The sequence below is a fragment of the Acaryochloris thomasi RCC1774 genome, assembly GCF_003231495.1.
Taxonomy (GTDB): Bacteria; Cyanobacteriota; Cyanobacteriia; order Thermosynechococcales; family Thermosynechococcaceae; genus RCC1774.
On the sequence record NZ_PQWO01000023.1, the window covers coordinates 45,075 to 56,930 of the forward strand.

General features: G+C 45.0%; 15 protein-coding genes and 2 pseudogenes. 12 read left to right on the forward strand and 5 right to left on the reverse strand.

Annotated elements, in window-relative coordinates; genetic code table 11:
• Nucleotides 1-29: 29 nt before the first annotated feature.
• Both C1752_RS28135 and C1752_RS23405 read right to left on the reverse strand, forming a co-directional pair.
• Nucleotides 30-245, reverse strand: coding sequence for a hypothetical protein (locus C1752_RS28135; RefSeq protein ID WP_146242414.1), 216 nt, complete (start codon nt 243-245; stop codon nt 30-32).
• Between the two features lie 353 nt (nt 246-598).
• Entirely contained in the window at nt 599-1,624 is a 1,026-nt protein-coding gene (locus C1752_RS23405) for a YaaC family protein (protein WP_110988486.1), read from the reverse strand.
• 1,502 nt (nt 1,625-3,126) lie between these two features.
• Between C1752_RS23405 and C1752_RS23410 the strand changes: the two genes are divergently transcribed.
• The 9 genes from C1752_RS23410 to C1752_RS23445 all read left to right on the forward strand — a co-directional run bounded on the left by C1752_RS23410 (nt 3,127) and on the right by C1752_RS23445 (nt 7,789).
• Entirely contained in the window at nt 3,127-3,708 is a 582-nt protein-coding gene (locus C1752_RS23410) for a tyrosine-type recombinase/integrase (RefSeq protein WP_233501843.1), read from the forward strand.
• A gap of 350 nt (nt 3,709-4,058) precedes the next feature.
• Nucleotides 4,059-4,829, forward strand: coding sequence for a carboxysome distribution maintenance ATPase McdA (locus C1752_RS23415; RefSeq protein WP_110988474.1), 771 nt, complete (start codon nt 4,059-4,061; stop codon nt 4,827-4,829).
• The gene (locus C1752_RS23420; protein WP_110988475.1) at nt 4,826-5,242 is read left to right on the forward strand and encodes a carboxysome distribution maintenance protein McdB; all 417 of its coding nucleotides are present in this window, start codon (nt 4,826-4,828) and stop codon (nt 5,240-5,242) included. The genes C1752_RS23415 and C1752_RS23420 overlap by 4 nt, the downstream gene beginning before the upstream one ends.
• A 350-nt stretch (nt 5,243-5,592) precedes the next feature.
• Nucleotides 5,593-5,925: an HNH endonuclease gene (locus C1752_RS23425; RefSeq protein ID WP_233501845.1), complete on the forward strand. Its 333-nt coding sequence runs from the start codon at nt 5,593-5,595 to the stop codon at nt 5,923-5,925.
• A 197-nt stretch (nt 5,926-6,122) separates the two neighbouring features.
• On the forward strand, nt 6,123-6,470 hold the full coding sequence (locus C1752_RS23430; protein ID WP_110988476.1) for a hypothetical protein: 348 nt from the start codon (nt 6,123-6,125) through the stop codon (nt 6,468-6,470).
• Between the two features lie 86 nt (nt 6,471-6,556).
• The gene (locus C1752_RS23435; protein ID WP_110988477.1) at nt 6,557-6,922 is read left to right on the forward strand and encodes a PD-(D/E)XK nuclease family protein; all 366 of its coding nucleotides are present in this window, start codon (nt 6,557-6,559) and stop codon (nt 6,920-6,922) included.
• Nucleotides 6,923-6,934: 12 nt separating this feature from the next.
• A complete protein-coding gene (locus C1752_RS23440) occupies nt 6,935-7,357 on the forward strand; it encodes a DUF7693 family protein (protein WP_110988478.1) in 423 nt (140 codons plus the stop codon).
• Nucleotides 7,357-7,506, forward strand: a complete 150-nt coding sequence (locus tag C1752_RS28585) for a hypothetical protein (protein ID WP_158535170.1) — start codon at nt 7,357-7,359, stop codon at nt 7,504-7,506. The genes C1752_RS23440 and C1752_RS28585 overlap by 1 nt, the downstream gene beginning before the upstream one ends.
• 76 nt (nt 7,507-7,582) lie before the next feature.
• Entirely contained in the window at nt 7,583-7,789 is a 207-nt protein-coding gene (locus C1752_RS23445; protein WP_146242415.1) for a hypothetical protein, read from the forward strand.
• 194 nt (nt 7,790-7,983) lie between these two features.
• Here C1752_RS23445 and C1752_RS23450 read toward each other — a convergent pair whose 3' ends face one another.
• Nucleotides 7,984-8,487: a hypothetical protein gene (locus C1752_RS23450; RefSeq protein ID WP_110988480.1), complete on the reverse strand. Its 504-nt coding sequence runs from the start codon at nt 8,485-8,487 to the stop codon at nt 7,984-7,986.
• 480 nt (nt 8,488-8,967) lie between these two features.
• Here C1752_RS23450 and C1752_RS23455 point away from each other — a divergent pair, with 480 nt between their 5' ends.
• Genes C1752_RS23455 through C1752_RS23465 form a run of 3 tightly spaced genes read left to right on the forward strand, consistent with a single transcriptional unit; the run spans nt 8,968 to nt 11,059 of the window.
• Entirely contained in the window at nt 8,968-9,396 is a 429-nt protein-coding gene (locus C1752_RS23455; protein WP_110988481.1) for a LexA family protein, read from the forward strand.
• Nucleotides 9,397-9,400: 4 nt separating this feature from the next.
• Nucleotides 9,401-10,663: a Y-family DNA polymerase gene (locus C1752_RS23460; protein WP_158535171.1), complete on the forward strand. Its 1,263-nt coding sequence runs from the start codon at nt 9,401-9,403 to the stop codon at nt 10,661-10,663.
• Between the two features lie 33 nt (nt 10,664-10,696).
• Nucleotides 10,697-11,059 (forward strand): TfoX/Sxy family protein, encoded by a 363-nt coding sequence (locus tag C1752_RS23465; RefSeq protein WP_110988483.1) that lies wholly within the window; start codon nt 10,697-10,699, stop codon nt 11,057-11,059.
• A 383-nt stretch (nt 11,060-11,442) separates the two neighbouring features.
• Here the strand turns inward: C1752_RS23465 and C1752_RS30420 are convergent.
• Both C1752_RS30420 and C1752_RS29455 read right to left on the reverse strand, forming a co-directional pair.
• Nucleotides 11,443-11,649: pseudogene (locus tag C1752_RS30420) on the reverse strand (hypothetical protein); the annotation flags it as partial.
• Nucleotides 11,615-11,856: pseudogene (locus C1752_RS29455) on the reverse strand (thermonuclease family protein); the annotation flags it as partial. The pseudogenes C1752_RS30420 and C1752_RS29455, both read right to left, overlap by 35 nt.

An 11,856-nucleotide genomic window follows, 5' to 3' on the forward strand; every position in this document is an offset into this window, starting at 1 on the left:
TCAGAGTTGTGATGAACTCATTACCTCCCTCAAACATCGGTTATACCCCTACTGTAGGCAAGAATACAAGTTGCCTGAATCTCAAAGTTTGAAGTCTTAAAAAGACTACTAGATAACACTTTCGGCGATCCTGTGAGAAAAATTAGACGTATGTCGGCATAGCCCCGATCAAGTATCACCCGCTGCTGTTCTGGTGTCATGCGATCGCACTGCTGCGGAATTCGGTGGTTGGCGTAGGGGGTCATGGAGTTGCTATAGCTGTGGAGCATTTTGCTAGATGGAAAAAGGCCCAAAAACTAATATCACTACTTACCGGACAATTTTATGAATTATTACTATCGTAGAGTGTGTAAGCTACTCTCTCTACAATGGGCACAATATAGCATCCCCTAATTGTAGTTAAATAGATCTGAAATACCATGAGCATTGAGACTTGTGAAGGATGCCAGAAGGAATTTAAGCTAGTAGTACATCCAATGTCTTATCCTGTTGGGAAAGAACTAGAAAGTTATTCCTGCCCATACTGTCATCATAGCTACAAGCGAAAAGTTCGTGGTACTTTTTCCACTAATAAATTAGAGAAATAGATCACTCAAAATCAGAAAGAATCTGGCCGTATAAACTCTAGGCCAGTAATTTCAGAAGCAATTCCGTAAACAAATTGACCTGCGGCAGATCTGATAAATTCCATTAAAAGCCAGTTATGGTTGACATTGAAGTGAGCCGCCAAGGCAATTGGATCATAGCGGCTTAATTCACTCAAACGATGCATTGCAGCAAAGATCAACACCAACTGCGAGTTAGAAAGATCATCGTGATTCGCAACTGACTTTTTTAGATACCAACGATTTTCATTAGAAAATATTGGAATGATGCGACGCCTGATTTGCTTATGATAGCTTATAAACTTAGAAATGCTATCTTCAATAGCTCTGCCAGACCATTTAAATCGCCGCTTTCTACGAATCAGAGTATGCCCATGCTGATTAAATAATTCAAAGCCGGGTTCTATGATACGTTTCGTATGGGCATTTAAATAACGCGGATGAACCTGTGCTTGAAACCAAGCCTCATAAGAACCGTCCTTTCTCATAAAGCAGTTTTCTGTAAGTGGAATAAATAGTTCGGTCGTACCCTTGTAAGACAAGCAATAAGCTCGATGAATAAATGGCATTTGCCACAAAATTTGTTTCAGAGTAAAACTCTTTCCCGCATTATCAGGTTCTGCTAAGTACTTGCACATAGCAGGTAAAATTCCACTTCCTTGAAAGTCTACAACCTCATTACTAAGTGATTTATTTCCTTCGATAGCTCGTCCTCCAACACCATGACTTTCAATAATTATGCAGTTCTTAGAAGATAGTAGCGCTTTGGTTGCGTTTAGGAAGCAGTAGTACGATGTAAGTGGAGCTGACACCTCTGGCAACGCAAGGGAAGCATTATAAAAATGCTTGGCCTGTTCCCAATAGAACAAAGCCTCATCTTGATGAGCACGCTTGAGCCAAAGGGCAACAAAATCCCAAGGGTCAGAGCAAAGAACCCTAGACGTTCGAAAATCGGGAGATCGCAAACATCCATGTAAACGTACATTTTTCCCTGCTATATTCAATTTATGTAAAGGCATTGGTTCTATTAACCTAAAATAATTGCCGTCCAAAAACATGAAACGGCAGCATTATATTCAGTATTCCCTCAATGCGAATAGACTAACTTTTTACAAATATTGCTATCACATGCTGTATTGCAACCTCTCACTCAGGAAAGTGCACGGTGGACAGCGGTTATCAGTTGGGCATAGCCTGCTTACCCTAGAGAGATGAGATCGCTCTTCTGCGGAAAACGCTCTTGACCAGAGGTGGCATCATCGGTCATCGGCGGTAGGACTCGGGAAAACGGGGGTGATATCAGCCAATCTTATCAGTGGCGGGAATGCTGACGACTTTAAAGGGCTTCAGCCGCTTGCTATCGATAAGGTTTGCTTAATCGAGGGGTCTTCAGGGGGCCATACCCCCACAAGCCAGTAAATTCGTTGTTAAAGGGGTTTATGGTGAATCGGTACAGGAAACAACGCTAAGCCTGTAACGCCCTGACAGCATGGGTTACAAGCGCTAATTTTGGTGTTTTTTTGAAGGTGCGAATCGCTGAAACCTTTGCTGGTTATGCAATAGAAGGTTTTGTATTTTTTGCTTTAGGCTGTAATTGGCCTGTAATCCTTTTAAGGTAGGGTTTTCAGGCATTGTGTTTGAGTTTGGTCCTTGTTTTGCTTTAACTCATAGTCTGCTGGTCCAGAGTATCTTAACTACTCTGGAATACTAGCCATTAATACAGATTTATTGATGTTCTATTCATCACTTGAAGCGAAACGCTCTACTAAAAGCAACTTTTTAAAGTCTACTTTGTACCCCCTACTCTTCGGTAAGAATGTCGTATCTACCCATGCTTGTGGCTTAAAGATACTGATTTGCAAACAGTACTCTCAGATCTTCAAAGTAAATCAAGCCAACGTGATCAGATACAAAGCCATAACGCAGATTTGAAAGCTAAAACCCTTTATTATCAAGCATTACACTATTATGTTTTTTGCTACTCAGTCATAGCTCTAATGTCTCAGAGAGAGCTTCTGAAGTGCAGTACTGAAGCTTATTAGGCATTGATGATGAAGCTCTTTAGGTCGATCTATATGTTGCAACTATTTCAATATATAGATCGACATTTTGACGAAAAATACTGAATCCTAGTTAGCATAAAGCATACTTATTAATAGTGTTTTTAAAGCCGCTGTTAATGTCATAAATGGTAGGAACCCGTATGCTCCTGCGCCAAAATACCCTCCTTGGATGATTCCCTCTGCCTCCCCGACAAGCGACAAGAATATGCCTGTAACTCAATAGTAGCAATGCTTTTAGCGATATTGAACGTGAATATAAAAATGTAAAAACCTTAAAACCCTCTCTAGGCATATGTTTTAAGGTTTTTAGCACTCTAGAAAACCTTAAAAATAGCGCCTGCATCCCTTACTGTCAGGGCATTGCAGCCTTAGTGTTGTTTTCTGTTCCGATGTACCCTAAACACCTTAAACTGTTAAAAATACGACCATTTTATTAACAGTTACAAGCTGAGCCGATTTTGACCGGATCCAAATTCATTCGCAAGCAGAATAAGCACTATCGCTCCAGGGAGCATCTGACACCCGATGAAATGGATCGGCTCATTGATGCTGCAGAGCTACGAGGACGGCACCCGATCCGAGATAAAGCACTATTTTTGATGATGTTCCGGCATGGCCTGAGAGTATCGGAAGCGATCCAATTGCAATGGGAAGCCGTCATGATTCCCACCCAGCAAATCTATGTGAGGCGGCTGAAGGGATCCAAGCCATCGACTCATCCACTGCAGGAGGATGAGATTGAGTTGTTAGTGGATTTGCGATCCGAATATCCAGAGAGTCGGTTTCTATTTCCGGCAGAGAGAGCTGAGCACCTATCGCCCCACGCTGTCACCATGCTGCTGAAGCGCTGTGTAGATTTAGCAGAGATCGAAATCAAGGTGCATCCGCACATGCTGAGACATAGCTGTGGGTACTACCTTGTAAACAAGGGGTATGACCTCAGAAAGATTCAAGACTGGCTGGGGCATCGCAACATTCAGCATACGGTTAGGTACACAGAGCTGGACTCTAAGAAGTTTGACCAATTTTTGTTTGAGTAGCCCAAGGGTTCAGCGACTTGCAGTGTAGAGTGGGAGGGGAGCTAGCGGATCCAGCTACTCTGACTTTTGGGCAATCATTCAAACAACATTACATAAAAACCCAGGCATCAGCATCATAAGACTAAATCTATTCTAGAAATAGATAAATATTTACACAAATAAACCTTTACATATTCACGTCATAGTCATATTGTGTAATTTGCTTTATACACAATATGACTATGACGTGAATATGTTAATGTGTAATATAATATTTTTACAAAGCATATATATTGTATTTTTACAATTGCATTATTTTTTTTTGTTGTATTTGTGATATAAAGCAATGACACCAATTAATCAATAGTTAAATGCTTAATATTGCTTCTATGTCATTGAGTGGTGGCCAAGGCAAGACAACCGTAGCGGTTTTGCTGGCAAAATATCTGGCGGAGCAAGGCTCTAACGTCTTGCTCATTGATTCAGATCCACAAGCAAATGCAACTACTTTCTTGGGTCATTCTGTTGAGTCTGATGAACCAACACTTCTCGAAGCCATAAAAGGCACAGTAGACATTGAGGATGCAGTTTATGAAACGGAAATATCCAACCTATCCTTGATCCCAGCAGATGATGCATTAGACCAAGTTCAGGATTGGCTAAGTAGCTCAGGTGCTGGTGCAGTAATGCTACGAAAAAGGCTCAAACCTTTGAAAAGCCATGATATTTGCATCATGGATTCCCCGCCTCAACGATCTCAGATCTGTAAAACGATCATTGGTGCTTCTGACTATATCCTTATGCCTTGTGAATCAAGCGTTAAGGGTTTTGGTTCAATGGTGAGAACATTGTGTGCAGTAGATGAGTTGAATGACATTGAAGTTTCTTCTGCTCAGATTTTAGGAGTTATTCCTTTTCGTGATCGATGGGTGGGTAACAACAGGACTAATGAGTCTCAGCTGTGTATCTCGGCAATGGAAGAAGAACTTGATGGTGATGCACCAGTATTTCCCACGATACGGGAATCAGAGAGGTACAAACAAGCAATTAGCGGCAAAACCACCCTCAAGCAGCTTGGTTATCCAGATTTGGAATATCCCTTTGAAGTAATTTCAGACGTAATTAGGAGTATTAAACGGTGAGTGGGAATAAAATCTTAGACGGAATGAAGGGTAGTCGGAAGAGAGGCCGTCCAAAGGTTTCACGAGATACCTCTTTTACTGCACAAGATCATGAGTCTGCATCCAATACAAGTGCAATACCTAATGCGACTGAAGAAAATCAGATCACTCGAACTTTGTCATGGGAAGAGGAATTAAAAACGTTACCTGAAGTTGGAAACAGAAGGAACATTAGATTAGAGACCTCTATTGATGAAGAGTTGTTCACAATGTGTAGAGATAGCCCTTTGACACTTGAAACCTTACTAGAAGGGTTCTACATCGTTTGCAAAGATAATCCAAAACTCATGAAAAAAGTTCAGGAAGAAGCTGAGAGTCGATATAAACAAAGAAAACGCAAGGGGCAGCTCAGAAGGCTTATTAGTCAGGCTTAAATCCATTCATTAACTCCATCAAAGCAATTCATGACCCAAGAATTTTGACTGGCATACTTCCAAGGCCCTCACCAAGGGGGTTATACTAATTTAACGATAAATCATATTGTGTAATTTGAATATTACACAATATGATTTATGTGTACTTTGAAATAATTGTTTTTTAGCGTAGATTTTCCACGTCTCCCTAAACCACCGCGACCCCAAGCCCTACCCTCGCTCACCCCAGTTCCCCGAGCGACAACCTTTGACTTACCCCAGCCGGAAGAGTCGAGAGCATGGCTGCAGGAAACGCTGGACGGGCTGCTGTTGTCGGGGGATAGCGTATGTAAAACTTTAGGGTGCTAGCTGTGCAACTTAAAAAAGCACCAGCTCAACCCATGTCCCTAGAACGCCACCGATATCCCGCTGATTGGAAAGCGATCGCAACGTCGATCAAAGAGGAGGCGGGATGGCAGTGCGAGAATTGCGGTAAAGTCTGTCGTCGGACTGGCGAGAGCCTGATGGACTACATCCAACGCTCACAGTATCCTGCAGTGGAGGTACTGCTGCACCGCCAGCGGTATACCCTTGACGGCGCACATCTTGATCAGGATCCAGAGAACAACAGAAGAAGTAATCTCAAGGCACTCTGCCGCGTCTGCCATTTGAACCACGATCGCAAATGGTCAAGTTCAATATGATGCAACGGCGGGAGAGATTGGGGCAGTTGAGACTACTGGCAGAACAGTAAACAGATAAGTGAGAAATTGTTGCTTGGAATCGAAGGGATTGCCAAATATTGAGTGAAAATGAAATGTTATACGGCAGCTTGTCGTCTAACCATAGTCGAGTTTTAGAATATATTGGGCAACGTTGTATCTATCAAGAAGGTTGATTCATGAATTTAAAGCAGTTTATTTCTGAAACACTTATTCAGATAACAGAAGGAATTGAAGAGGCACAAAAATCTCGCAGAACCGAGCAGATCAGAATCAACCCAAAATCTTCTGGAGGTATCAATGTTGTTACACCAACTCTCTATACAGATGAAAATGGTACTAGTGTTTTTCCTGTCACCTTTGATGTTGCGATCAGTGCAGGAGATAGGGATGGAGTAAAAACTCTTGGAATCAATGTTTTGAATGGCGGAGGGAATTGTAAGGATCCTCCTGAAGAATCAAAATCCAGCGTTTCCAGAGTGACATTTACTGTCCCAATTGCTTATCCCCTAAAAAAAGCTGAATAAGCGGAAAAGATCCTGGCTCTACCAAGTTTCTTCGCAGTGCTCCGTCTATACCCGCAGGGTTAGGGGGTGGAGAGGGCGATTAAGGGATCTTATCGGGTGGGGTATTACGAGTTCATGATACTCCTGAGGCGGTTGATATTCAGTTGGGTCTCTATGATTTACTGCTCAAGCAAACTTATCAGCAAGCATTGAAGAAGCTCAGCCTGATTTATCTGCGGACCGGAAGGAAGGTTACCTATCAGGTGACACCTGAACATAGGAAAGAGTCAAAAAGGCTGATCGAGAAACTAGCCGTCAGCTTGCAGAAGGAAAATGAATGGAGACCGCAAGAAGGAGAACAGTGCGATCGCTGTAGCTATCAGCGCTATTGCGCGGAGAAGGCAGAGGTGCCTGAGCCATTGCCGGAAAATGCCAGAAGGCCGAAGGGGATGCAGTTGTTGTTGCCGTTGTAAGGAGCCGTGCAAATGAAATCAATACTAAAATCGTTACTACCAACTCAATGGCAAAAGAGTCAAAAATTTAGTAGTGAACGACCTGATTTCAATGATCCTACGCTTTACTCTGATACAGATCTGCAACATTCTCACTGTCAGGTTGGCCCGAGAGAGGTTGCAGAAGTCCTGAGAAAAATGATATCTGGAGAGAAGAACGCCCAGGCAGTATTTGATACTTTTTTCTTGAGCTGCATATCTGGCGATCTATTTGATTTTACGATTGATGATTACAAGATCAGTTTGTTAATAGATGATCCAGGCACATTCGACTACATCGAATCTGTAACTATTGAAGGCAGGCGAGCTGCCTACGGTGACTGGAAAGTCGATCCTGAATTTCTCTTGAGTGATGAGGAACAGAATCAATTTCAGATGCTCTTGGAAAGCCTCTGATGGATCTCTATACTCAAGAAGCCAGGGATGCGATCGCAGTACCAGAGACTTGGTATCTACCGCCGATGCCACTTGCTGCCTGGGGTTGTCTGGCAGGGATGGTTGCGATCGTTGCACTCTACTATTGGGTGGAGAGGCGATCAGCTTAGTATTCAGAAGATGAATGGAGATCGCAGGAAGGGCAGCAGTGGAAATTATGGCCGCAGACACTTGGAGAGAAAAGCGATGAATATTAAAGCTTCCGATGAGTTTCTAGCCTCAATGAAACACTTTGGTTCTACCACTCAAGAACAGATTGAGCTGAACCAGCTTCTGCTTGACAGAATCAAAGCACGGCAGGAGAAAGAGCTAACGCCCGGACAATTGCAGGAGCGGCGGGAAGAGTATGCGTTATTCGAGGAGAATCGGTCTAGGAACAGGCAAGAGATCTGATAGATGTGATCGCACTTCCTACGGTCACAGCCCGAATAGTGCCAAATGGTGGTGATTCACCCTTCTTATTATTGATAAGCAGTGTAGATCGATAACAAAGATTCAGAAGTAGCGCAGTATTGTCGGAATCAATAATAAGAATCTATTGCAGTGACGGCATTACCACCGTCACTGCGATCGCAATCGCGCCTTACCTAAAACCATGAGCGGTGAGTAGTTACGTTTCTGCATGTAATGGCGGTATGAGTGCCTATCGCTCCAGGCCCAGTCAATTCTTCTACGTTCACATAGTCAGGTTTGCGAAGAAACTTACTAGCAACCCAAGCAACGTCATACGAACTGCTGTTTAGGATTGGATACGAAACCATTGTCCAAGCGATACCACCGCGTTTGATACCGTTCAGTGGATGAGTGACAATCTCTACCCCTTCATTTCTACTAAAAACATACTCAACGGGTCGATCTAGCGGTTGATACTCACCTAACGATGTCACTGCTTTATGTAAATCAGCTCTATCGAAGGTGCGTCCCTGCATAAATGTTGCAGGGTTCTCGTGTTTCAAGGCCCAACGTGCATTGACATCTTCACCCGTGATGCAAGCTTGTCCGTACTTAGGAGGTTCAGCCTTCCCAGGTGCAGCAGATAAAATGATAATAGCTGCTGTGGCAAGTAGTTGATTGATCTTAAAAAGCTTCATTCTCTTTTCCGGTTAGCGTTTTTAGTAACCACAACTTACGTATACTGCGACTACCTATACAGCCGAAATAGAGAAACTACTGAACTGTAGATCTTGTTTGAAGTGCTCTACTCCGTAGCTTCACTGAATAGAGCTGAAGGACTTTGTTGCTTTAATCGCTTAGAAGGCGCTTGAAAAAATTTAAGGGCAAGCTTCTCCCTGAGAGGGAGGCAGATCGGAGACCATCGCATCTCAAAGCAATATAGTTCTGCTCTCGTTAAGTCTCCCAGGGTATCAATAAACAATCCAAGCTAGCCTCAACAGGAGACTAAAGGTGCAATAAGAAGCAATACCACTGGAATCCTCAGAATACCTATGGTACTCTGAGCAGTACATAGATACCAGCACCCTTCGAGTTCATCTATTTTTGAGCTTTTGCGTGGGCAAGCTTTGTATGTCTACTTGTTTGCCAGTGAGGTTTTCGGTCAATGAACACTTAGTATGCAAGTTCAATCTATCCACGAGCTGAAAGAGCTTTCTGAGCTAGAGCGACCGCTCCTCGGTTCCCTTGTACCGGCTGGATTCCCTTCGCCAGCAGACCAATACATTGAGTGTAATCTCGACCTCAACAAACTTGCGATCGCACATCCTTCAGCGACGTTCTTCATGCGAGTTTCGGGCGATTCGATGGTGGAGGCAGGCATCTTCGACCGGGACTATCTGGTTGTCGATCGGGCAGTCGAAGCGACGCATGGTTCTATCGTTATCGCAGAGCTGGGAGGAGAGCTGACGGTCAAGCGCCTATACAAGCAAGGCAGAGTGTTGGAGCTGCGACCAGAGAATAGCCAGTACCAGCCAATTCGGATCCATCGAGAGTCTGAGCTAGAGATCTGGGGGGTCGTCAGGGGTGTTTTCAGGAAAACGGTCTAAACCCTTGCAGCAGATAGCTTTGGTGGACGCCAACAACTTTTACATTTCAGCAGAGCGCGTATTCAATCCGGCCTGGAAACGTAGGCCCCTGGCTTGTTTGAGTAACAATGATGGCTGTCTTGTGAGTCGATCTAATGAAGTTAAAGACGCTGGTATTCCTATGGGTGCCCCTTATTTCAAAGTTCGTGCTCAGCTAGAGGATATCAATGCGGTGATTGTCTCCAGCAATTACACGCTTTACGGGAATATGTCAGCACGGGTAATGGAGGTTCTAGGGCAATTCACCCCCGACGTAGAGGTCTATTCGATTGACGAGGCATGGCTTGATCTCTCTGGATTTTGCCATCTCTCGCTCGATGCCTATGCCCGCGAGATTGCGGCAACAACCTACAGACATACCGGCATCCCCGTCAGTATTGGTATCGCACCTACAAAAGTGCTGGCTAAAATCGCCAACCGCATTTGTAAGCAGCGGAAGATTCCGGGACAGGTCTTCAATCTAGGCAGCGCAGACTCTCTCGATGATGTCCTTGCTTCCATTGAGGTGCAGGATATTTGGGGCATAGGACGGCGCTTGTCGAAGAAGCTCCAGGCCACTGGCATCCACACTGCTAAAGACTTACGAGATGCCGATCCTGACTCTATGCGAAGGCAATACAGCGTAGTGATGCAGCGCCTAATTCTAGAGCTGCGGGGTGTTCCGTGCATCGGACTAGAGGACATTCAGCCCAAGAAGCAAATCATCTCTTCAAGATCCTTCGGGCAGCGAGTAGAGGAGCTGGAGCCGCTGCTGCAGTCTGTGGCCATGCACGCGACCAAGGCAGGGGAGAAGTTGCGATCGCAAGGCTCGGCCTGCAGTGCGATACAGGTTTCTATTCGCACCGGCAGGCATAATCCCGATGAGGAGTACTACTCGCAGTCTGCATTAGCTAGGTTCCCGATACCCACGGCTGACACTCGTAAGCTGATTAATGCAGCAGGGCAAGCACTACGGAGAATCTATCGGAAAGGGCGACGGTATGCGAAGGCGGGGGTGATGCTGCTGGATATCTCCCAGGCTAATGCAATGCAGGGCCATCTCTTTCAGGAAAGGGATAGTGAGAAGGCGATCGCGCTAATGAGTGCGATCGATCAGCTCAATCGGATTTACGGACGGCGGGCGGTCTTTTTCGCTAGCGAGGGCTGCAGCAAACAGTGGGCGATGAAGCGCGAGAGGATGACGCAGGCGTTTACGACAAGATGGGAAGATGTGCCGGTGGTGCGGTAAACAAGATCTGTAATTTGATTTTGAGGATTGAATATGTCCAGTCGTTCTCCGTTTGTTGATCAAGCGGTTGCCCATCTCAATCAGGTTGCGCCGGTAACGGCACGGTTCATGTTTGGCGGTTATGGCTTATTTGTAGAGGGAGTGATGATCGCCCTGATTGCCGATGATGTCCTCTATTTCAAGGTTGATGATCAGAACCGAGAGGACTACATTGAAGCAGTCTCAGAACCTTTCACCTACTACGGAAAAGGCAAACCCATCCAGATGTCTTACTATCGTTTGCCAAGTGAGGTCTTTGATAATCTAGAACAGCTCGTGCAGTGGGTGGAAGCGTCCCAAGCTGCCGCTGCTCGGTCAAAGTCCAAATCTAAACGCACTCAGAAAGAATCGTTATGAAAGCCCAATTACAGTAAATTGAGAAACTGGGTGACGGTATACCCTTCGCGTCCGTCAGACAGCCGTACTTTTCTCCAGCGGTACGAATTACTTGTCACTGAGAACTCTTGTGTCAGTGCGAAGATGCACTGGTTCTTATCCAGAGTCTGAACAACACTTGAGTCAAGGCTCGGCAGGCGGCGTACATTGACGGATTCAGCATTAATACATGCACTTTCGCTTTGGATTAATTTAGCCGACTTGGGATACGGTTCACTTACACGAGGGGCTGTGGTTCGACTGGGCGAGGAAGTCGGCGTCGATCGTCGTGGACTGCTGGGAGAGCTTGGTGCAGTGGGAGTACCTGAATTGTGGCAGTGATAACTCCCTGTCTTACTATTATTGTGGCATCCACTTGCATTGGTTCGGCCAGAATGAGCCAATGCACTGACGGTAGCTATGGCAAGGAAAGAGATTACAAGAGAACTAGCAGAAGTAATTTTTTGGCCTGTTGTCAACTTAAGAGAGCGCATATTTTTACCCGAGCCATCAGCTAAATAGTGCCCATAATCATTACTACCTCTCACAACCAACTCCATCCCGATTCCCATCAAACCGATGGGGGTCAGCCCCTACCACCCGGAACCGACGGTAGCTGATATCCCCACAATCTAGATCAGGCGGAGCTGAGGGAATGCAAACATCTGGATAAGAGCGATCGCATCCTGACCGCGAAGGAGTAGCAGTTTTGGGAACAGATAGGGTTGGCTTCGGCTGTACCTTTGCTCGAATACCTTTGCGAAAATCCCACGGCATAA

Coding starts and splice junctions, on each gene's coding strand:
- C1752_RS23465 (WP_110988483.1), top strand. CDS start 10,697: ATGTCCAGTCGTTCTCCGTTTGTTGATCAAGCGGTTGCCCATCTCAAT.
- C1752_RS23445 (WP_146242415.1), top strand. CDS start 7,583: ATGAATATTAAAGCTTCCGATGAGTTTCTAGCCTCAATGAAACACTTT.
- C1752_RS28585 (WP_158535170.1), top strand. CDS start 7,357: ATGGATCTCTATACTCAAGAAGCCAGGGATGCGATCGCAGTACCAGAG.
- C1752_RS23440 (WP_110988478.1), top strand. CDS start 6,935: ATGAAATCAATACTAAAATCGTTACTACCAACTCAATGGCAAAAGAGT.
- C1752_RS23405 (WP_110988486.1), bottom strand. CDS start 1,624: ATGCCTTTACATAAATTGAATATAGCAGGGAAAAATGTACGTTTACAT.
- C1752_RS23450 (WP_110988480.1), bottom strand. CDS start 8,487: ATGAAGCTTTTTAAGATCAATCAACTACTTGCCACAGCAGCTATTATC.
- C1752_RS23455 (WP_110988481.1), top strand. CDS start 8,968: ATGCAAGTTCAATCTATCCACGAGCTGAAAGAGCTTTCTGAGCTAGAG.
- C1752_RS28135 (WP_146242414.1), bottom strand. CDS start 245: ATGACCCCCTACGCCAACCACCGAATTCCGCAGCAGTGCGATCGCATG.
- C1752_RS23415 (WP_110988474.1), top strand. CDS start 4,059: ATGCTTAATATTGCTTCTATGTCATTGAGTGGTGGCCAAGGCAAGACA.
- C1752_RS23430 (WP_110988476.1), top strand. CDS start 6,123: ATGAATTTAAAGCAGTTTATTTCTGAAACACTTATTCAGATAACAGAA.